Below are 19,847 nucleotides of genomic sequence, written 5' to 3'. Positions count from 1 at the left end.
TAGTTGACTTTTGCCATTGTTTTACCTTTTTGGGGTTGCGCAATGAATATAGTAGCTTATGCTACCCTCTTATTAAACTCCTGCATGGTCCAGTTTGAAGAATATTTCATCTGAAACGATAAATGGATTCAAGGTCCGTTATTACTTCCGCGGAGAATCGCCGGAGTCAGTCCATGCCGATGCCTATTTCCCGGGGGAAGACTCCCTTGGCCTGGTTGTTAGTGCAGAAGGCTATAATACTGGTTACGTGGAGTGGGCCTTTGATACAACGCGTATCTTGCCTGGCGGACGTCCATACTTTGGTGATGGTCCCCTTATGGGCATATACAATGATGGAAATGTCCCGTGGTATGCTGAAGATGATCCGTCTTATGTTCTTCCCGGAATGGCGGCCACAGATGTCGATGGTTTTATCGATGATTTCGGCATCGTTGTTCTTGATTCGGAGAACAATCTGATTGGCGGCCATTGCGTAGAAATGGAGGATCCTATAGAAGCCACGCCTCCTTCCGTTCGAGTCTTTGCTGCTGATCTGCGCGATGACCAAACTAGGGCTAGTGAGATTGCTCTGAAACTGGAGAATCTGGGTGGTGCGTCGTTACGCAAGTATGATGTCCGTTACTACTTCCTTGTTGAAGAAGGTCTGCAGCCGATTTTTGATATCAACTATCAGCCTTTGTTTGTTGATGGTGCAGAGATGGTTGCTCTTGGCAACAGTCGCTATCAGGTGAACGTACATGTTGGCGATGTTTCCTTGGCTCCGCATAATGTGTGGGCAGACGAATTCAAGTTTGCCATTCATGTAGGAAACTGGGACCCGTTGTGGAATGCGTCCGATGACCCGTCTCATGAAGGGCTTACAAAGTCCTATGTTGTGACATCGAAAATATGCGTTTATGATTCTACGGGCAATAAAATATATGGTGATGACCCCGTCTGGGAAGAACCGAAAATCGTTGCGCCTCGCGACAATCAGGATTCTTTGGTTGCCGATTATGGCTACGATTCTGGAATATCGATTCCTGTGATTCGTACTCCCGAGGGATTGATTCTTTCTCTTGACGGTTATCCGTATGTTCTACTCGACTTGGTCTATGCGAATGGTACTCCAATCCGCAGAATTTATTCCGGCACGGTAATGCCGGGTGAACAGTTTATTGCTGTGGACTGGACTGGGATAGACTTGAGTCATACATATCTCGTCCTGCGCAAAAATTCGCAGATTGTTTCGACTAAACTTTTATCTAATTTATAACGGAGCTTGATTATGAAAAAGAATGTACAAATTTTATTGACCGCCTTTACTGCGACAAATTGCTTTGCTCTTGACATCAATGCCGTATTCGATAATCAAAAGAAGGCAGCCTTTCCAGATACGGCGGAAATCATTATGCAGACTACAGTGGCATTGCCGGGAATGGCTTCTCAGACCGTAAGGACGTCAATGCTGACTGCTGGTGGTGACAAGTCTATCACGACGGTTAAGTCGCAGATGATGAACATGCAAATCGTGAAAAATGGAGATATAATCCGTGTGACAGATTTGAAAACTGGAAAAAGTTTGCCAAGTCAAAGCGGATTACAGAACGAGCCTACGGATATCACTTCGCAAATGGGAAAACCCGAAGATTATAGGACCCCTGTAAAGGAAAATGGTCTTTGGAAAATTGTTCCTAAAGATGATTCTAAGCCTGTTTTTTTCTATTCAGACAAGAAACGCCGTGTTGTGAAAATGATTGCTAAGATTCCTATGAATGCTCTTGGTGGTGTCGCTACTGCGGAAACAGAATATAAATATTGTGATAATAGCTGTCAGCTACCGGGGACACTTTCCAGTGTGGAAATAAAAACGCTGATGCCTAATGCTCAGGTGTCTAATGTGAAGGTTGATGTTCTTTCGGCAAAGCGTCGTAGCAATCTTCCTGCGTCTTTATTTAATGTAAAATAACAAAAGGAGATAATATGAAACAAATTCTTCTGGGAATAGCTTTGTTCGGTTTGTTGGCTTGCTCCAGCGACGAAGGCTCGTCCACTGCCCCTGTTCAGGAACCGGTGACTGTAAACTGGTCCTTGAGCGGAACATTTGGTGGAGGGAAAGTTGATTCTGTAAATGTGGATACCCATGTTAATGGTCTGGTTTCTCGTTCTGGCTCTTCTAAGGTTCATGTGAATGGCTATGACACGACTTATTTTGAAAATACCGTCCAATTGACGCATTTGCAGAATATGACCCATGTTACTGCATCCATAGATGTAGAAGGTTGCTTCACATTTGATAATATGGAATTATTTGGGCTGCGTGATGGAACGAATTCTGTTAGAATTACTCCGAGTGCGAAACCCAATGTTGTCTTAAAACCAGAATCATTTATTCTGTATTCAAATCGATAGGACAGCGTTATAGTATTAGACTGGTTTATAACAAAAGACCTCGGTTCTTCACCGAGGTCTTTAATTGCTTTATGGATTCTATCGGAGCTTCGCTCCTCCAGAATGACATCCTAAGGCTTACGCCTGCTTGTAGCTCTCCATCGCGTCCTCGTTCACGCTCTTCACGAAGTTGTAGTGCTTGGCGACTTTGCTTCGACAGGCTCAGCACAGGCTCTTTCGGCGAGGTTCAGGTACACCTTCATGCTCTTGTCGAACAGTTCGGGTGCCTTGGTGGCGTTGCGGAGCATGAGCTGGCTCATCACGCAGTTGGCTGCGAGTTCGTACAAGTGACGGCTGCAAAGGTCGCCTACACGACTCGTTAAGACGAGTCGCTTTAGACTCACAACGGGTGCTCAGACGCCTAACCACCTAAAGGTGGGGCTCTGTCGGGCCAGACCGTACTTTTGGGTCAAAACTGCGGAAACGCTGCGAAGTCGGAACCTGCCGAAATAGCCTAAAAACTACGGTTACGCAGTGAATAAACAACCTGGAAGGGGCTTACGAAATCGGGAAAGTTTGCTAGCCGAGGTCGGGCGTACGGATTGGCCTAGCAGAGCCTTTTTTGTTAATGCACATCTGAACACTAAAACGAAATCGGACCTCGGTACGAGGTATGCTTTCTGTAAGTTTTTTTGATTCGTACCCTGAAATGGGCGTCATTTTCCATTTTGTGTTGCTGCGGTGGTAGAAAATGTTTAATTTTACCATGTGTTATAAGTGTTGTGGCAAAGTGTGTCAAGGAATCAAATGGATTTAGGCTATTTCATAGGCAGCGCCAAGACGGCGATTGACGGAAAGGGAAGGTCTTCCTTCCCTAGGGAACTCCGTCGCCAGCTGTGGGCTTCCGAAGGGACTGAGTTCGTAGTCGCTCGCGACCCGGACCACACCCTCCGGTTGTACATGCTGCCTGAGTACGCCAAATTCATGGCCGAACTCGATGCGTTCATAGATCGCCCTCGAGCCGATGAATTCCGGAAACAGCTCGATGCCAGCCTAGTAGAAATGGATGGCCAGAACCGCATTCTTATTCCCAAGAAATTGTTGGAATATGCGGGTCTCACGACAGAAGTGGTTTACACTCCCGGTCGTGGACGCTCTCTGGAATTGTGGAACCCCGAACGATTCGAAAACAAGAGCAAGATCGATACCGATGCTGCTCAGAAGTCGTTCGACGAAATGTTCCGCCTAATCGGTTCGTCGGGAGGTCTTGATGGCAAACGCTGACCTCAGACAAACTAATTTACAGACAAACAAATATTCTGCGGCTCTTGCCGGCGCTACCGATGGCGTGTTCTATCACGACCCCGTGATGCTTGCCGAATGCCTTGATGGGTTGAACATCAAGCCTGACGGTACCTACGGCGACTGCACGCTCGGCGGTGGCGGACATTCCTACGCGATTGCAAATAAATTAAATGAAGACGGAACGCTTCACGCGTTTGACCGCGACGAGGAAGCCGTTGCGTTTGCGACCAAGCGCCTTGCGGGTGTAAAGTGCAAGTTCATTGTACATCCGGTGCGCTTTGGCGAGCTGAAGAACGAAATTGCACCGAACACTCTCGACGGTATCCTTTACGATTTGGGAATCAGCAGCCACCAGGTCGACGATTCCAAGCGCGGGTTTACCTTTGTGGGCGATAACCCGCTCGACCTCCGCATGGACCGCCGTGAAGGAACCTCTGCGCAGGAATGGCTCAAGAATGTCGATGCAGAAAAGCTTGCCGGTGCTCTCCGCAAGAATTCGGATATGGACCGTGCGTTCAAACTTGCGACCCGCCTTGTAGAAATGGCGACTATCGCCAAAAAGGAAGGCCGTGCCATTTTGCCCTCGGACGTGAAGTCTGTTGTGGAATCGGTATTCCCCGACAAGAAGCGCGAAGTGAACGGCCTTTTGGCCCGCGTATTCCAGGCGGTACGCATGGAAGTGAACGGTGAACTGAAGGAAATCGAGGACAGTCTCCGCGCCGCGGTGGATTGCCTCAAGGTGGGTGGCCGCCTGGTGGTGATGAGCTACCATTCCGTGGAAGACCGCTGTGTCAAGGAAACGGCAGCCGAATTCGAACGCGCTTGCATTTGCCCGGAGAACCTGCCGGTATGCGTGTGCGGTGGCAATCACCAGAAGCTTAGGAAGGTCAATCGCAAGCCGATTTTGCCGACAAACGAAGAAATTGCGAACAACAGCAGGGCTCGCTCTGCAAAACTAAGGGTTTACGAACGGGTATGAGCGAAACTGTGAAAATGCCTGTACTGAAGACGAACAAGATGATCGCTCTGATCGTCGTGCTCGCCGCGTTCGCTATCGTGATCGGTATCATGACTCCGCTATACTTGCAGAACAAGATCAACGCGCTCTACAAGGAATATAGCAGGCTTTCGAACGAGACGACTGTTCTGGAGAGCGATATACTGCAGTTGAAACTCAAGGTGAACCAGTATTCTTCGCTGGAACGCTTGAGGGACTTTGCCAAGGTCGCTGGGCTTGAATTGAATGCCGTGCCGGTGAAGGTCATGGGCGAAGGAGGGGCCGGTGAATAACAAAGTCCAGATAGAACCGCTCGCCTTTATCAAGTGGCTCCTGATGAGCCTCATCGCTATCCTTGCGTGGCAGACGATAAACATCCAGGTGGTGAACCGCGAAGTTTACCAGACGCAGACTGAGAGCATGGTGGTCAGCACGAAAAACGTGCATGCCGACCGAGGCCGTATTCTGGACCGTAATGGAAACGTGTTCGCGGATAATGTCAGCGATTCGGCGAACAACTATAGCCGCCTTTTCTTGCAAGGTAAGCTTGCGAGCCAGCTCATCGGGAAGGTGGGGCACGACGGAAAGGGCAGCATGGGCCTTGAACTTACCTTTGACGAAAAGCTGAGGGGCGTTAGTGGCCTCAGGGTCGGGGTGAAGGACCTTTACACGCGTTCCCGCGAAGTGGCGAAGGCCGAACCCGGTATGAGTCTCGTGCTTACCATCGACAAGAATATACAGGAAATTGTCGAGAGGGAACTTAAGGACGGTGTCGAGGAATTTGACGCGAAGAGCGCGAGCGCGGTTGTGGTGGAGCCATACACGGGCGAAATACTTGCGATGGCGAGCTACCCGACGTTCGATCCGAACTCCAAGACGCAGGGCGTTGGCCGCATGTCGAAAAACGATATCGTCTCCATGTCGTACGAACCGGGTTCTACCTTCAAGGTGATTACCGCCGCTGCGGCAATCGAGAACAAGGTGGTTGACCCGGCCCGCGTTTACGAGAACGAGGGCAAGTGCTGGAAGTGGAACCCGAAATCGGAAAAGATTTGCGATACGCATATCTACGGCGACATGGACATGAGCGAGGCGATGGTGCAATCCTCGAACATCGTGTTTGCAAAGATTGCCGACGAGGTGGGCGCGGACAGGCTCTACCACATGGCGCGCAGTTTTGGTTTCGGAATGCCGACGTCGGAGTTCTTTGCCGGCGAGGAAAATGGCCGCTTGCTCAAGCCCTACGAACTCAAGCGCGATGACCGTACGCTGAAGACGATGGGTTTTGGCCACGCAGTTTCCGTGACGCCTATCCAGATGGCGATGGCTTATGCGGCAGTCGCGAATGGTGGCGTATTGATGGAACCGATGATTGTGCGTGAATGGCGCAATGCCCAGGATAGCGTTATTGAGAAAAGGCTGCCGACTCCCGTGCGCCGCGTGATTTCTGAAAGCACCGCGTCGACAATCCGCTCCATGCTCTACCGCGTGGTGAACAGCGGTACGGCGAAGAAAGTAGTCTCGAAGAAGATTCCCGATGTGCTGTTCGGCGGCAAGACGGGTACGGCAGAAAAGTTCAACCAGGAAACGCAGAAGTATGACCGCGACCATCAGGTGGCATCGTTCATTGGCCTTGCCCCTGTGGAAGATACGCGCTACGTGTGCCTGGTGCTGGTCGATGACCCGCAGGGCAAGCACGTGGGCGGCCTTACCGCGGGCCCGATTTTCCGCCGGATTATGGAAGGCATCTACTACAATCCGGAAACATCGCCGCTTTCGCATAACCTCGCGCAGGTCAAGTCGCAGAACCCTTGCGATGTGGAATTTATGGGCCTGACTGTCGATGGCGCCAAGAAACTTGCCGATGACAAGGGCTGCAAGGTTACCTTCGTGGGTGAAGGCAACCGCGTGATGTCGCAGAATGTGGACGGAACGGGCGATGCGGGCATTGTGCTTTCGCTCGGGAACGTTTCGGCATCCAGAATGCCGGACCTGAACGGGCTTTCGCTCCGTGACGCTATGGAAATTATGGGCAATATACGCGTGAATGTGGAATACGAAGGCAAGGGCCGCGTAGTGGCGCAGTCCCCGAAGCCCGAGGAAGAACTCCGCAAGGGGACCATTTGCAAGTTGACGCTCAAGGAGAGAGGCTGATGATTTCGGAAGGATTGATGCAGAACTTGTCTGTGAAGGGTCTGTGCGACGATTCCCGCCGTGCGAAGCCTGGTGATTTGTTCTTCTCGCTTTCGACGGAAGGTTTCGAGGAATTTGCGCGCAATGCCGTTGCCGCGGGTGCCGTTGCCGTGGTAAGCGAGTTGCCTGCGCCCGAAGGGCTTACCTCCAGGTGGATTCAGGTGTCCGACGTGAAGGCGGCGCGCCTCGAGGCCGCAAGGATTTTCTACAAGGACCCGTTCGCGAAACTGGCCTGCCATGCCGTTACCGGTACGAACGGTAAGACGACGAGTGCATTCCTGATGAACGCGATGCTCGAGTCTTCGGGCAAGAAGACGGCGCTCCTCGGGACCATCAAGAACAAGATTGGCGATACCTCCGTGGTGGCGACGCTTACGACGCCCGGGCTTCTGGACCTGTTCGCTTTTGCCGCGAAGGCCGTGGCGGCGGGCTGCACCGACCTGGTGATGGAAGCCTCCTCGCATTCGCTGGTGCAGGGGCGCGTGGCGGGAATCCGCTTCAGGAGCGCGCTTTTCAGCAATCTCACGCAGGACCATCTCGATTACCACAAGACGATGGAGAACTACTTCGAGGCAAAGAAACTCCTGTTCACGAAGTATCTCGCGGAAGATGGCGTTGCGGTACTGAACATCGACGATGCGCATGGCGAAAAGATTTTTGACGAGATGAAAGCGGCCGGCCGCAAGGCGGTTGCCGTGTCGCGCCTCGGGAATGCGAAGGCCGACGTGAAGCCCGAGGGGGCGGTGAAGAGCACCGAGGAAGGGCTCGAGATGCTGCTCCCGATGATTGCGAAGGAAAAGCTGGAAACGCCGCTATGTGGCGAATTCAACGTGGATAATGTATTGCTGGTGCTCGCCTGGGCGAATGCCATCGGGATTCAGGAACTCGCTATGCGTGCGGCAATTGCGAGCGTGCGTGTGCCGGGCCGTTTCGAGAAGGTCTGGAACAAGGGTGGCCGCCACGTGATTGTGGATTACGCCCACACGCCCGATGCCCTGGAGCGCGTGCTGAATACGGCACGTAGCCTCTGCCGCGGCACGCTTTCGACCGTGTTCGGCTGTGGCGGCGACCGTGACCGCACCAAGCGCCCGATTATGGGGCATATTGCGGAAACTCTTGCAGACAAGGCCTGGCTCACTTCCGATAACCCGCGCACGGAAGACCCGCTCGCGATTATCGAGGACGTGCGTGCCGGAATGAAGACGGAAAAGTTTGAGGTGGTCCCGGACCGTGCCGAGGCGATTCGCAAGGCATGTGCCGCCCTGAAGGATGGCGACTGGCTCGTGATTGCGGGCAAGGGGCACGAGGATTACCAGATTGTCGGGAAGACGAAACACCATTTTGACGACCGCGAACAGGCGGTGAAGGCGATGGAAGAATGCTGAAACTTGATTTGACAGTGCAACAGATGCTGGAAATCCTGGAAACCGATGCAGTCGGCGTTCCGGCCCGCACTCTGAAAAGGAAGGTGAATCTTTGCCTGGATTCACGCGAGAAGGCCAAGGGCGTGGTGTTCTGGCCTATAAAGGGCACGCGTTTCGATGCCCACAAGTTTGTTCCTCAAATGGAAAAGGATGGAGCGCTGATGAGCGTAGTAAACAAGGAATCCGTTGAAGAGAATACCATCAAGATGTACGCCCCGGTGGACGATACCACCAAGGCCCTCCTCAAGCTCGCGAAGGGCTACCAGCGCCTCTTCAAGGTGAAGAAGGTGGCCATTACCGGCAGTAACGGCAAGACCACCACGAAGGAAATGGTGAAGGCGGTACTTTCTGCAAAATACAATACGCATGCCACGCAGGGGAACTTCAACAACCATATCGGTGTCCCGATGACGCTGTTCCAGCTGAGGCATAGCCACGAGGCGGCCGTCGTCGAGATGGGCACGAGTGGCCCCGACGAGATTCGACCGCTTTCGCTTGCGGTGGAACCCGATGTGGCGGTGATTACGAACATTGGCGCCTCGCATCTTGAACGTCTCGGTGACCTGGACGGAGTCTTCAGGGAGAAAATCACCATCAGGGAAGGCCTGAAGGCGGGCGGCACGCTTATCGTGAATGCGGACGACCCGCGCCTCTGCAAGGTGCGCAAGACGAGGAACATGAACGTGGTGACCTTCGGCGTGAAGCGCGGTATCATCAAGCCCGAAAAGCTTACCTGGAATGAGAATGCCTGTGCCGATTTCTATATCGGGCGTACGCACTTTGTGCTGAACGTGCCGGGCACGCACAACCTCTACAACTCGCTTGCCGCCATTGCGGTGGGCGATGCATTCCGCGTGCCGCGTACCACCATCGCGCGTGCCCTCGGGAACTTCCGTGCGACCAACATGCGTATGGAAATCCGTAAGGCGGCTGGCTTCAAGATTGTGTCCGACTGCTACAATGCGAACCCGTCTTCTACCCGTATGGCGCTCCAGACCATCGGCCATATGGATATTCGCGGGAGCCGCATCGCGGTGCTCGGCGACATGCTCGAACTGGGCAAGGCGAGCAAGGATTTGCACAAGGAAATCGGCGCCCTCGTGCCCGAGATGAACTTTGACCTCCTCCTTGCGGTAGGCAAGGATGCGCAGGAATTCGTGAAGGGAGCGCGTGCTGCCGGCATGGCGCAGGCGTACCACTTCGATTCCGTGCAGGAAGTGATTGAATTTCTGGGCGATGTCGTGTCGGAAGGCGATGTCGTGCTGGTGAAGGGCAGCCGCGGCATGCATATGGAGCAGGTCGTGGATGCGCTCACGAAACTTTCTCCGGTTTCCAAGGACTAGCAACTGTAGGTAAAGAGGCTTTAGATAGCGATGAGTAACAACCAGTCCGTAGGCGTAAACAAGCTGCTGTTGGTATCGACAATCCTGTTGATACTGTTCGGCGTTGCTGTCGTTTATACTGCGTCCGCTCCTGCTGCGATAAAGAAGTACGGGGATCCCGAATTCTACCTGAAGGCTCACTGCAGCAAGGTCCTGATTGCGTTTGTCGCCATGTTTGTTGCATCCCGGGTGGATTACTCCATCTGGAAAAAGGCGGCCCGCCCGGTATTTATTGTCGGGTGCGCCCTGACGCTTGCCGCAGTCCTGTTTGGCCCGACCATCAATGGGGCGAATCGCTGGATTTGGGGTATTCAGCCCTCCGAAATCCTCAAGTTCGGTTTTATCTTGATGGTGGCGACAAAGCTTTCCGATGCAGGTACCGAAATCAAGTCGCTCAAGTGCAGTATTATCCAGCCTGGCTTCCCGTTCTTGATTGCGGCATTCCTGCTTGCTCTGCAGCCGAACTTCTCGATGGTCGGCATGTTTGCTGGAATCTTTACGATAATGCTCCTGGTGGCTGGCGCAAACTTCAAGCATATGCTCAAGAGTTACGGCATTGCCGCGGGTGCAGGTACTATCGTGATTCTGCTGAAGGAACTTGTCAAGGCCATTTCTGGGAGCAAGGATAAACCCATATACCAGCATGTTAAGGACAGGTTTGATGCGTTCTTCTCGTCGGGTGACCCTGCGATGCAGACCGAACTTGTAAAGAAGAAGATGTACCAGACGCAGCAATCCCTGGAAGCGCTGGGTAACGGCGGAATCCTGGGCACGGGTGTCGGTAACAGCGCCCACAAGCTGGGGTACCTGCCCGAAGCCCACAAGGACGTGGTGTACAGCGTGGTGGGCGAGGAATTCGGTGTCGTGGGTACGCTGGCCGTGCTTGCCGCCTTCAGCATCCTTTTCTACCAGGGTTTCGAGATTGCGAGGAATTCTACGACGCGTTTCGGCAAGTACCTGGCGGTGGCGCTTACGGTTTCGCTTTTCTTCAATTTCTTGGTGCATGTATGCGTGAGTACGGGCCTGATGCCTACGACGGGTCAGCCGCTGCCTTTCATCAGTTATGGCGGTACGAACCTTATTGTTGCAGGGCTCTTTATCGGGATTCTCTTGAATATTTCGAAGGCGGGTACCGGCAAGAAGTTGACCGAACCCTATATGGGCGGCATCAACACGGATACCTACACCATAGGTGGATTTAATATAACGAGGGCTGAAACATGAAAAAGTTCCTGTTTGTATGCGGTGGCACGGGTGGCCACATTTTCCCGGCAGTCGCCATTGCCGAGAGCCTAAAGAAGATGGGTGTCGAAGACATCACGTTTGCAGGCCGTAAGGATTCCATGGAGGAACGCCTTGTGGCAAAGAACTGGCCTTACGAGTACATTACGGCAGAACCGCTGCACCGTGGCCCGTTCCTCAAGAATCTTGCCCTCCCGTTCAAGCTTTCCAAGTCGCTCGTGCGTGCAAAGAGCGTGCTCAAGAAGGTAAAGCCCGACGTAGTTGTCGCTACCGGCGGTTACGTGTCGCTCCCGATTGTGCTTGCGGCAGGCTCGCTTGGCATTCCTGTGTACCTGCAGGAACAGAATGCGGTTGCGGGTATCGCGAACAAGGTCGGTTCCCGTTACGCGAAGACGATTTTTGTGACCTCCGATGATGCGGCGAAGTTTTTCCCCGCAGAAAAGTGCATGGTGTTCGGTAATCCGGTCCGTAAGCTCCCCGATGCGGGTGCACTCCCGCGCCCGGCTGAATTTGCGGAAGGCAAGAAGGCCGTGTTTATCGTGGGCGGTTCGCAGGGTGCTGTAGGCATCAACAACAAGATTGAAGAAAGTATCAAGGATATCGCTGCCCGCGACGACGTGAATGTCGTGTGGCAGGTGGGCGTGAAGAACGTGGATACGATTACCGCCCGCGTGGGGAATGTCCCGAACGTGGCGATTCGCGGGTTCCTCGACGGTATCTATTCCTACATGAGCCATGCGGACTTGATTATCAGCCGTGCGGGCGCATCGGCCCTCGCTGAAATCCTTGCCTTCGGCAAGCCCTCTATCCTGTTGCCGTTCCCGCACGCGACTGCGAACCACCAGGAACACAATGCCCGTGTGGTCGAGAAGGCGGGTGCCGCCCTCGTGGAACTCGACAGTGACCCGAACGACTTGTGGAACAAGACGCTTTCGCTCCTCTCGGACGAAGAAAAACTTGAGAAGATGGCCGTCGCGGCGAAGGACCTCGGGATGCCCGATGCCGCAGACCGCATTGCGGCAGTCATCATGGAAAAGGAAAACGCATAATGCAGATAAATGATTGTAAGCGTGTCCGTAAACTGCACTTTGTAGGCATCGGTGGTGCCGGCATGTCCGGCATCGCGGAAGTGCTTCACGACAATGGATTTGTGGTGAGCGGTTCCGATACGGGCGAGAGCCCGGTTATCGATTACCTGAAGGGGCTCGGGATCGCGATTGCCCCCAAGCACGAGGCGAAGAATGTGGAAAACGCGGACCTCGTGGTCTATTCCTCGGCTGTCCCGTACGATAACCCCGAACTCGTGGAAGCGCGCAATCGCCGCATTCCGGTGATTCGCCGTGCCGAGATGCTCGGCGAGCTGATGCGCCTCAAGTACACGCTCTCGATTGCGGGTACGCACGGCAAGACGACGACCACGTCCATTGTGGGCCAGATTTGGGAAGAGGCCGGCCTCGACCCGACAATTATCGTGGGCGGCGTGGTGAAGGGCAAGGGCAGCGGCGCCAAGGTGGGCTGCGGCGACTACCTGATTGCCGAAAGCGACGAGTTCGACCGCAGTTTCCTTTCGATGATGCCTTCTTCGGCGATTGTCACGAACATCGATGCCGACCATCTCGATACCTACGAGAACATCGAGGATATCAAGGATGCGTTCGTGCAGTTCGTGAACAAGATTCCTTTCTACGGGCAGGCGATTCTGTGCCTCGACGACCCGAACGTGCAGGCAATCCTTTCGCGCGTCAGGAAACCCGTGATTACCTACGGTTTTAGCCGCCAGGCGAAATACCGCGTCGATAACCTGCGTTTCGAGAAGGGCTACCCGGTATTCGATATCCTGAACGATGGCGAGAGCCTCGGCGAATTCAGGCTCCAGATTCCCGGACGCCACAACGTGCTCAACGCGACTGCCGCCGTGGCGCTCGCGAACGAGGAAGGTATTGCTCCCGATATCGCGCGCAAGGCATGCGCCGAATTCCAGGGTGTGACCCGCCGCTTTGAATTCATGGGCGAGAAGAAGGGCGTTATGGTGTTCAACGACTACGCACACCACCCGACGGAAGCGACCGCCACGCTTCTCGGGTTCCGCGAGGCGTTCCCCGACAAGCGAATCGTGGTGGCGTTCCAGCCGCACCTCTTCAGTCGTACCCGCGACCAGCACGAAGCCTTCGGCATGGCGTTCGCGAACTGCGACGTTCTTTTGGTTGCCGACATTTACCCCGCGCGTGAACGCCCCATTGAAGGCGTTACCGGCGCACTCGTGGCAAACAGCGCGAGCGACCGCGGGCACCGCAATGCGCGCTTCGTGGGCGACCAGGCGAACATCTTGCCTATCCTCAAGGAAGAACTCCGTGAAGGCGACGTGGTCGTTCTCATGGGTGCAGGCAACATCTATAAACTCGGGACCCGTATCTTGGAGGAATGTATTTGAGCGAATCCGGGACGACATTTCTAGGCCGTCGCATAGGCTATAACGAGAGCAAGCGTAAGCAGGCCCGCAAGGAAAAGATCAAGCGCGGGTTCAAGGGTGCTTTACGCTGGTTCAAGCGTTGTGGCTGGATTCTCTGCATCCTCGTCGTGGCTGCAGGTGTCGCTCTGTGGCAAAACCGCTTCTACGTGCAGCGCTTCAACCCGCTCGAGCTTCGCCACCTGAAGTATATCGATATCGAGGGTAACCGAATGCTCACTTGGGAAGACGTCATCCAGAACGCGCAGGTGGAACCGGGCATGCTCATGTCGGAAGTCGTTCCCGATTCTATCGAGAAGATGCTCATGCGCTCCCCGCTCATCCGGTCCGTTTCGGTCACGAAGCATTTCCCGTCTTCGATGTCCATCTCGCTCGAGGAATCGAAACCCGTCGTGTCGTATTTCGATGCGGGGAAGGCGACCGTCTATTCCGAGAGGGGTCTCCCGCTTCCGCTTTCTACGTCGACCGCGTTCCGCCTCCCCGTAGTGGAGCAGGGCTCGCTCGAGAACGTGAAGGCGATAAGCAGGTTCCTCGCCGAAATGCAGAAACTCGACCCCAGGCAGTATTCGCTTGTGTCGCAGGTGGGGTGGTCCGCAGAGGACCGCGCCTTCGAGGTGTTTTTCAGGGATGTCGCTTTCCACGTGCTTTACCCCCAGTCGGGCTGGAACCGCGACATGTTCGCCCTTTACGATATGGTCAAGGCGGGATTCCCGCAAGATATACGTTGTGCAGGTGAAGTGGATTTACGATTTGTTGGCTTTGCCTATGTAAGGAACTTTGATAAGAGGTGTGTCAATGGATGAACCCAAAAATGAAATAAGGAAAGAGGACTTGTTGTTCGGTCTGGACATCGGTGCCTCTAAAATCAATCTGTTCGTCGGTGTGGCGAATGGATCTTCCGTGCGCGTGCTTGAATGCGGCGATTTTCCGCTGAAGAACGCAGACGAGTTCGACAACGTTGTCGAAACGCTGAAGAAGGCCGCGCAGACGCTCGAATCGACAGCGGGCGTGGATGTCCACGATGTTTACGTGGGCATTGCAGGGAAGCACGTGTCCTCATTCAATTATAGGGGCCTCATTACGCTCCCGACCGGCGAAGTCCGCAGCCAGGATATTGAGACCGTCAAGGATCAGGCGAGCACCATTCCCGAGAACGCGGGCCAGATAATCCACGTGTTCCCTGGCGAGTACACGCTTGACGACCAGCCGGGCATCCGTAACCCGAAGGGCCTCAACGGCCGTCGCCTGGGCGTGGAAGTGCAGGTGGTCACCTCGAGGCTCAATGCCATCCAGAATCTTGACAAGTGCGTGCGCAGCGCGGGGCTGCATACCGTGGAGTTCGTGCTCGAACCCCTTGCCGCCGCATACGCCGTGCTTACTCCCGACGAAAAGGAACTGGGCGTTGCCCTGGTAGATATTGGCGCGGGTTCTGCCGATATCGCCGTGTTCGTGGGCGAGTCTGTCCGTTACACTGCCTCGCTCGACCTTGCGGGCAACAAGATTACCAGCGACATCAGCAAGTGCCTTAAGGTGCCTATATCGCTCTCTAAGGCCGAAGAAATCAAGAAGAAGTACGGTACCTGCAAGTTGAACAACCTTCTCGAAGACGAGACGTTCCCGGTTCCGGGCGTCGGCGACCGTGGCGACGTGCAGTGTTCCCGCGAACTCCTTGCAAGGGTGATTACTGCCCGCGTGGCAGAAATATTCAAGATTATCAAGGATAATCTCGAGACCCACAAGATTGACGGCCTCATCAACGGTGGCATCGTGCTTACCGGCGGGTGCTGCGCTCTCGAGGGAATCGACGAGATTGCCGAGAAGGTATTCAAGAAACCGGTCCGCATCGGTTACCCGAAGGGTACGAGCGGTATCCAGGAAGCGTTCCATAAGCCGTCCTATGCAACCGGCATCGGCCTCTTGCACTATGCTGCACGCCAGCAGAGCGTAAACAAGAAGCACGATACGGGCGCGCAGTTGACTGTTTCCGTAAAGAAGGGAATCCAATGGTTCAAGGACATGGTTCGCACGTACTTTTAACTAAAACATCAAACACTCAAACAATCACAGGGAGATAAACCATGAGTGAAATCACATCCCACATCGAGATGGACGAAACCACCCTCAATAACGCGAAGGTGAAGGTGTTCGGCGTAGGTGGCGCCGGCGGAAACACCGTAAACCGCATGGTCGGCATGAATATTGAAGGCGTAGAATACTATGCCGTCAATACCGATGCGAAGGCTCTTGAACTGAGTCTCGCAGACCACAAGATTGCCATTGGCCAGAAGACGACGAAGACTCTTGGCGCCGGCGCGAAGCCCGATGTGGGCCGCAAGGCAGCCGAAGAGAACATCGACGACCTGAAGGAAGCCATGAAGGGCGCCGACCTGATTTTCATCACTGCCGGCATGGGCGGTGGTACGGGTACGGGCGCTGCTCCCGTGGTCGGTGCGGTTGCCCGCGAAATGGGCATCCTCACGATTGCCGTCGTGACCAAGCCGTTTAGGTACGAAGGCCCTGTGCGTGGCCGTAATGCCGACAAGGGTATCAAGGACCTGCGCGACAAGGTCGATACCATGATTGTCGTCGACAACAAGAAGCTCATGAACATCGTGGACAGGAGCATGACTCTTGACGGTGCGTTCAAGCTCACCGACGAAATCCTCGGCAACGCTGTGCGCAGCATTTGCGACATCATGTTCCGCCACGGCCTCATCCACGTTGACTTTGCCGACGTGAAGACCGTGATGACCAACGGCGGTTCCGCCCTCATGGGTACCGGCATTGCCGAAGGCGACGGCCGCGGTCTCAAGGCCGTCGATATGGCGCTCTCTTCTCCGCTCCTGGAAGACGTGAACGTGGAAGGCGCTACCGGCGTGCTCGTGAACGTGTCCCACGGCGAAAACTTCTCCATGATGGAATACAGCGAGGCCATGGACCACATCTACGAAGCTGTGGGCGACATGGGTGACCCGAACATCATCATCGGCGATATCCTCCTCCCGGAACTTGGCGAGAAGGTGTGCATCACCATCATCGCGACTGGTTGCGGTGGCACCGGCAACCAGCCCGCTGCTTTCACGCAGCCGGCTGCACAGCCCGCAGTTGCCCCGGCCCCGCGCCCGACCGACCTCGTGAACAGCATCGGTGGCCCTGCCGCCAACTACCCGCAGGCAGCACCCGCTGCTCCTGCCGCCCCGGTGCAGCAGGCCCCCGTGGCTCCGCAGCCGGTGCAGGCGACCCCGCGCCCGACGGCATTCAACTTTGCCGCCATCGCGCGTGGCACCATCCCGATGCCCTCCGTTGAAAATCCGGTCGGCTTTGCCGCCCCGGGCTTCTCGGCAACCGCTCCTGCCGAAGAAGTCATGCTCGGCACGCCGAACGCTTCCCTGCACGACACCCAGGAATTCTCCGAAATCGCCGATACCGACGACATGAACGGCGTTCATGAAGCCCCGGCGAAGTCTGTGCAGATGGATGCGAAGTCGCTCGAGACCCCGACCTTCATGCGTCAGGAAGCCCTCGCGACTACCGTTGCCTCCAAGACGGTGCAGGATGACCCCGGTTCCATCAAGAAGGCAAGCGGCGTCGATTACGACGTGCCCGCCTTCCTCCGTGGAAACGCCCTGAGCGACATCTTCTAAGATGCCTCTGAAGAACTTCTAGAAAGAAGAATAACACACACACAGGGTGTGCGTATTCCGCGCACATCCCCACAACACACAAGGGACTACCTGGGTCTCCCTGCCTGGGTAGTCCTTTTTGCGTACCGTTCGCGCTACGTCTAGGGTATATTTCCTCCGGTATGCGCTCACTCTCGCCACCACGGCACGCTCGCGCCGTGCCGCTTGTGGCTCACGGGCGTCGTTTTACAACGCAAAAACTTTTTTTTGCTATTTTACAAGGCATGAGCACTCGCGTTCGCACCATAGCCCTCTGCGCACTTGGCCTGGCTGCCCTGTGCCATGCATACCCGGCGCCCCCGCAGTCGGGCGAACGCGGCTATTTCCAGATAGGCACCGATTTCGACTTCGGGTTCAACGGCGGCCCCACCGACCCCACCTTCGCGGTAGATACCGCCGACTGGTTCGGGGGCAACTGGCGCGGCCTGCAGATTCCGCTCGAAACCGCCCGCAGTTACGAGGAACACCTCGACCCGTTCTTCACCCTCAGTTTTCGCGCCGGCTACAAGAGTTTCCACGTGCTTCTGGAAGCCCCGCTCCGGCGTGATCTCGAGGCCTGGTACCAGGACGAACTCTACAAGAATTTCACGTACGACCCGAGCGAACTCGATATAAACGTGCCGAACAATGCCTACGCCGTTTGGGAAAACCCCGTGGGCTACGTGCAGTTCGGGCGGTTCGCGCTCGACGACTTGAAGGTTTCCAGGAACGACATCCTGGTGGGCGGCGCACCCTACCACGACGGCCTGCGCTGGAAATTTGCTGCCGGCATGTTCCGCTACGACTTCCTGTTCAGTTCGCTCAACGCCTGGCTCTACGGCGACGTGATAGACCATTCGACCGGCTGCCCGCCCGTGGGTACCGAGGCCTACGCGCAAAAATGCACCGAGCGCGACAACCAGGTGGCGAACCAGCGCAACCGCACCTACGACGACAACATCAAGACCTTCATGTTCCACAAGTTCGGCATCGAGACCGAAAAGTTCTGGATCTACGTTGCCGAACAGAGCATGATTGGCGGCAAGGCTCCCGAGTTCCGCTCCATGAGCCCGTTCATCTACTGGCACGACAACTACGCGACCGGCTACACATCGGCGGCTACCTCCGTGGAACTCGGTTACAAGACAAGCAACGGCGCGAAGTTCTACAGCCAGATAAATATGGAAGACATCAACAGCCCGGTGGGCGAGGACGATGACAAGGGCACGAGCCGCTCCGTCATCAACTACCTCGTGGGCTACTATCACGAACTTTCGACCGCGCTCTACGGCAAGTTCAGCTGGAGGCTCGACGTGGTGCGCACCGACCCCGTGGCTGGCAACAGCAGGCTCCCGCTCCTCAAGTACACGAGCCGCCGCAACTACCGCAGCAACTACCGCGAACAGGACGACCCCGATTACGCCGACGCCTACTTTGTGGATTACCCGATAGGCTACCGCCGCGGAGCCGACGCTCTCGACCTGTGGTTCGATTTCGGCTGGCAGTACGGCAAGCACTCGCTCGCGCTCACTCTCGCATGGCTGCGCCAGGGTGACAAGGAAATGTACACCGACTACAACGTGGCCCTCGCCGGCGGAGAGAATTCCCCCTCCGGCGTGGAAGAAGCCCAGTACCTGGTAGATGCGCTCTACAAGATGAAGGTGAACGGCTGGTTCGGTTTTTACGTGGGAGGCGGTTTCCGCAAGTACGAAAATCTCGCGCACGTGAAGGGTGATGACGGTTACGACGGCTGGCTGCGTTCCGGCGTGAAGTTCACCTTCAACCCGGTCGATACGAAGTTCTAGACGACTATTGGAGTTAGGAAACTTGTTCTTGAAGGATAAATTTATGTTGTCATCTTCGGAATCACTCTCGTCATCCTCGCGACTTCTTTTACTGAGTATGATAACTATACCGCTGACTACTGGTACTTGAAAGCGAACGGTGCTACCTGCGGCCTCGTCGGTGAGGACTTCGCCCTCTCAGTCCGTTGCATCAAGGACTGAGTAGGCTCGCCACTTTTAGACATAAAAATTGGCCAACTCTACACCTTGAACTGCAAAATTTCTTCGGCTGTCAGCATGTCGATTTTTTTACCGACACGCTCGGCGTATTTTCCCAGCTCGTAGATGTTCAGCTTGCTTTTGGGCGGTTCCTTGTATGGATCAGGCGTAGCCATGTATTCTTCCATGGAATCCGCCAAAATGACGGCAGGCTTTCTAATTCCACTCATAAGTATAGACCTCCAAAAGTTTTTGAGCTGAGGCTTTATCAATCATAAACTGATAAGGATGTTGCGCCCCTAAATAGGATGCTCCTAACACATCAATATAGTGATTTAACAGCTCTTTGTTAAGGGCAAAACCATGTACAAATCCTTCATGTCCCCACAAAAATGACCGATCCGCAGCAATGGCAAAAAGATGTCCGCCAACACCACTGTATTTCTGCACTCCGAACCTGTATTTGTTGTTGTGCGGAGCGGTGCAACCCCAATGCAGGTATGCAGCTTTCACTGAAATGTCGTTTTTCACCCCGACAAGCCCCTGAATTTCGTTGTTTTCCTTCAAGGCGAGCGCAAACACCTCGACACTATTGGGAACCTCGATCCAATCAATTCCCCATCCGTTCTTTTCGTTGAAATTTTTCAGAAACGAGCGGCTCTCAATCCTGAACACCACGGTTTCCTTGATTGCTCCTGTTTCGGTATCCTTGAGGCAGGGGACGATTTCGTCAAGCCAGATTCCGACACCACCGATTTTTGCATCGCTATACATCGTTTACTCCTTTCCCCGCGGACATGCG

19 protein-coding genes are annotated in these 19,847 nt (G+C 54.7%); 16 read left to right on the top strand and 3 right to left on the bottom strand.

All coding sequences use genetic code 11. The features are described from left to right. Nucleotides 1-94: 94 nt before the first annotated feature. The 3 genes from BUB22_RS08645 to BUB22_RS16360 are packed head-to-tail and all read left to right on the top strand — an operon-like array spanning nucleotide 95 to nucleotide 2,391. Nucleotides 95-1,255 (top strand): hypothetical protein, encoded by a 1,161-nt coding sequence (locus BUB22_RS08645; protein WP_139258880.1) that lies wholly within the window; start codon nucleotides 95-97, stop codon nucleotides 1,253-1,255. Between the two features lie 12 nt (nucleotides 1,256-1,267). Beyond that, the gene (locus BUB22_RS08640) at nucleotides 1,268-1,948 is read left to right on the top strand and encodes a hypothetical protein (RefSeq protein WP_073114778.1); all 681 of its coding nucleotides are present in this window, start codon (nucleotides 1,268-1,270) and stop codon (nucleotides 1,946-1,948) included. A gap of 14 nt (nucleotides 1,949-1,962) precedes the next feature. After that, nucleotides 1,963-2,391, top strand: coding sequence for a hypothetical protein (locus tag BUB22_RS16360; RefSeq protein WP_139258878.1), 429 nt, complete (start codon nucleotides 1,963-1,965; stop codon nucleotides 2,389-2,391). A gap of 161 nt (nucleotides 2,392-2,552) precedes the next feature. Here BUB22_RS16360 and BUB22_RS08635 read toward each other — a convergent pair whose 3' ends face one another. Then, entirely contained in the window at nucleotides 2,553-2,717 is a 165-nt protein-coding gene (locus BUB22_RS08635; RefSeq protein WP_254794692.1) for an Acyl-CoA dehydrogenase C-terminal domain-containing protein, read from the bottom strand. A gap of 460 nt (nucleotides 2,718-3,177) precedes the next feature. Between BUB22_RS08635 and BUB22_RS08630 the strand changes: the two genes are divergently transcribed. The 13 genes from BUB22_RS08630 (at nucleotide 3,178) to BUB22_RS08570 (ending at nucleotide 18,847) form a co-directional block, all read left to right on the top strand. Continuing rightward, nucleotides 3,178-3,654 carry a division/cell wall cluster transcriptional repressor MraZ gene (locus BUB22_RS08630; protein WP_072808691.1) on the top strand — a complete coding sequence of 159 codons (477 nt, stop codon included), beginning with the start codon at nucleotides 3,178-3,180 and terminating at the stop codon, nucleotides 3,652-3,654. Next, on the top strand, nucleotides 3,641-4,654 hold the full coding sequence (gene rsmH, locus BUB22_RS08625; RefSeq protein WP_073114777.1) for a 16S rRNA (cytosine(1402)-N(4))-methyltransferase RsmH: 1,014 nt from the start codon (nucleotides 3,641-3,643) through the stop codon (nucleotides 4,652-4,654). Before BUB22_RS08630 ends, rsmH begins: the two co-directional genes overlap by 14 nt. Before the next feature lie 8 nt (nucleotides 4,655-4,662). Further along, nucleotides 4,663-4,965, top strand: a complete 303-nt coding sequence (locus BUB22_RS08620; protein ID WP_175547270.1) for a hypothetical protein — start codon at nucleotides 4,663-4,665, stop codon at nucleotides 4,963-4,965. After that, complete coding sequence (locus BUB22_RS08615; RefSeq protein WP_254794691.1) at nucleotides 4,958-6,826, top strand: penicillin-binding protein; 1,869 nt, start codon at nucleotides 4,958-4,960, stop codon at nucleotides 6,824-6,826. The genes BUB22_RS08620 and BUB22_RS08615 overlap by 8 nt, the downstream gene beginning before the upstream one ends. Next, the gene (locus BUB22_RS08610) at nucleotides 6,826-8,250 is read left to right on the top strand and encodes a UDP-N-acetylmuramoyl-L-alanyl-D-glutamate--2,6-diaminopimelate ligase (protein WP_073114775.1); all 1,425 of its coding nucleotides are present in this window, start codon (nucleotides 6,826-6,828) and stop codon (nucleotides 8,248-8,250) included. Before BUB22_RS08615 ends, BUB22_RS08610 begins: the two co-directional genes overlap by 1 nt. Next, nucleotides 8,244-9,632: a UDP-N-acetylmuramoyl-tripeptide--D-alanyl-D-alanine ligase gene (gene murF, locus BUB22_RS08605; RefSeq protein ID WP_073114774.1), complete on the top strand. Its 1,389-nt coding sequence runs from the start codon at nucleotides 8,244-8,246 to the stop codon at nucleotides 9,630-9,632. The genes BUB22_RS08610 and murF overlap by 7 nt, the downstream gene beginning before the upstream one ends. A 30-nt stretch (nucleotides 9,633-9,662) precedes the next feature. Next, nucleotides 9,663-10,895 carry an FtsW/RodA/SpoVE family cell cycle protein gene (locus BUB22_RS08600; protein WP_073114773.1) on the top strand — a complete coding sequence of 411 codons (1,233 nt, stop codon included), beginning with the start codon at nucleotides 9,663-9,665 and terminating at the stop codon, nucleotides 10,893-10,895. Then, the gene (murG, locus tag BUB22_RS08595; protein ID WP_073114772.1) at nucleotides 10,892-11,962 is read left to right on the top strand and encodes an undecaprenyldiphospho-muramoylpentapeptide beta-N-acetylglucosaminyltransferase; all 1,071 of its coding nucleotides are present in this window, start codon (nucleotides 10,892-10,894) and stop codon (nucleotides 11,960-11,962) included. Before BUB22_RS08600 ends, murG begins: the two co-directional genes overlap by 4 nt. Beyond that, a complete protein-coding gene (murC, locus tag BUB22_RS08590) occupies nucleotides 11,962-13,344 on the top strand; it encodes a UDP-N-acetylmuramate--L-alanine ligase (RefSeq protein WP_073114771.1) in 1,383 nt (460 codons plus the stop codon). The genes murG and murC overlap by 1 nt, the downstream gene beginning before the upstream one ends. Then, nucleotides 13,341-14,183, top strand: a complete 843-nt coding sequence (locus BUB22_RS08585) for a cell division protein FtsQ/DivIB (protein WP_072808675.1) — start codon at nucleotides 13,341-13,343, stop codon at nucleotides 14,181-14,183. The genes murC and BUB22_RS08585 overlap by 4 nt, the downstream gene beginning before the upstream one ends. Further along, a complete protein-coding gene (ftsA, locus tag BUB22_RS08580) occupies nucleotides 14,176-15,417 on the top strand; it encodes a cell division protein FtsA (RefSeq protein ID WP_072808673.1) in 1,242 nt (413 codons plus the stop codon). The genes BUB22_RS08585 and ftsA overlap by 8 nt, the downstream gene beginning before the upstream one ends. Before the next feature lie 41 nt (nucleotides 15,418-15,458). Further along, entirely contained in the window at nucleotides 15,459-17,024 is a 1,566-nt protein-coding gene (gene ftsZ / locus BUB22_RS08575) for a cell division protein FtsZ (RefSeq protein ID WP_073114770.1), read from the top strand. A 263-nt stretch (nucleotides 17,025-17,287) separates the two neighbouring features. After that, entirely contained in the window at nucleotides 17,288-18,847 is a 1,560-nt protein-coding gene (locus BUB22_RS08570) for a hypothetical protein (RefSeq protein WP_073114769.1), read from the top strand. Between the two features lie 239 nt (nucleotides 18,848-19,086). On the opposite strand, the gene BUB22_RS08565 is transcribed toward BUB22_RS08570, so the two are convergent. Together BUB22_RS08565 and BUB22_RS08560 are read right to left on the bottom strand one after the other, a co-directional pair. After that, on the bottom strand, nucleotides 19,087-19,275 hold the full coding sequence (locus BUB22_RS08565) for a hypothetical protein (RefSeq protein WP_073114768.1): 189 nt from the start codon (nucleotides 19,273-19,275) through the stop codon (nucleotides 19,087-19,089). Continuing rightward, nucleotides 19,262-19,819, bottom strand: a complete 558-nt coding sequence (locus BUB22_RS08560; RefSeq protein WP_073114767.1) for a hypothetical protein — start codon at nucleotides 19,817-19,819, stop codon at nucleotides 19,262-19,264. The genes BUB22_RS08565 and BUB22_RS08560 overlap by 14 nt, the downstream gene beginning before the upstream one ends. Nucleotides 19,820-19,847 lie beyond the last annotated feature (28 nt).

Source organism: Fibrobacter sp. UWCM, assembly GCF_900129735.1.
In the GTDB taxonomy this organism is placed as follows: Bacteria; Fibrobacterota; Fibrobacteria; order Fibrobacterales; family Fibrobacteraceae; genus Fibrobacter.
Note: the sequence above shows the minus strand (reverse complement) of the source record. Positions and strands in the feature narration are given on the sequence as shown.

Excerpts from the sequence above, each read along its gene's own strand:
- murG (WP_073114772.1), top strand. The coding sequence starts at position 10,892 with ATGAAAAAGTTCCTGTTTGTATGCGGTGGCACGGGTGGCCACATTTTC.
- BUB22_RS08570 (WP_073114769.1), top strand. The coding sequence starts at position 17,288 with ATGAGCACTCGCGTTCGCACCATAGCCCTCTGCGCACTTGGCCTGGCT.
- BUB22_RS08630 (WP_072808691.1), top strand. The coding sequence starts at position 3,178 with ATGGATTTAGGCTATTTCATAGGCAGCGCCAAGACGGCGATTGACGGA.
- BUB22_RS08560 (WP_073114767.1), bottom strand. The coding sequence starts at position 19,819 with ATGTATAGCGATGCAAAAATCGGTGGTGTCGGAATCTGGCTTGACGAA.
- ftsZ (WP_073114770.1), top strand. The coding sequence starts at position 15,459 with ATGAGTGAAATCACATCCCACATCGAGATGGACGAAACCACCCTCAAT.
- murC (WP_073114771.1), top strand. The coding sequence starts at position 11,962 with ATGCAGATAAATGATTGTAAGCGTGTCCGTAAACTGCACTTTGTAGGC.
- BUB22_RS16360 (WP_139258878.1), top strand. The coding sequence starts at position 1,963 with ATGAAACAAATTCTTCTGGGAATAGCTTTGTTCGGTTTGTTGGCTTGC.
- murF (WP_073114774.1), top strand. The coding sequence starts at position 8,244 with ATGCTGAAACTTGATTTGACAGTGCAACAGATGCTGGAAATCCTGGAA.
- BUB22_RS08610 (WP_073114775.1), top strand. The coding sequence starts at position 6,826 with ATGATTTCGGAAGGATTGATGCAGAACTTGTCTGTGAAGGGTCTGTGC.
- BUB22_RS08600 (WP_073114773.1), top strand. The coding sequence starts at position 9,663 with ATGAGTAACAACCAGTCCGTAGGCGTAAACAAGCTGCTGTTGGTATCG.
- BUB22_RS08565 (WP_073114768.1), bottom strand. The coding sequence starts at position 19,275 with ATGAGTGGAATTAGAAAGCCTGCCGTCATTTTGGCGGATTCCATGGAA.
- rsmH (WP_073114777.1), top strand. The coding sequence starts at position 3,641 with ATGGCAAACGCTGACCTCAGACAAACTAATTTACAGACAAACAAATAT.
- BUB22_RS08640 (WP_073114778.1), top strand. The coding sequence starts at position 1,268 with ATGAAAAAGAATGTACAAATTTTATTGACCGCCTTTACTGCGACAAAT.
- ftsA (WP_072808673.1), top strand. The coding sequence starts at position 14,176 with ATGGATGAACCCAAAAATGAAATAAGGAAAGAGGACTTGTTGTTCGGT.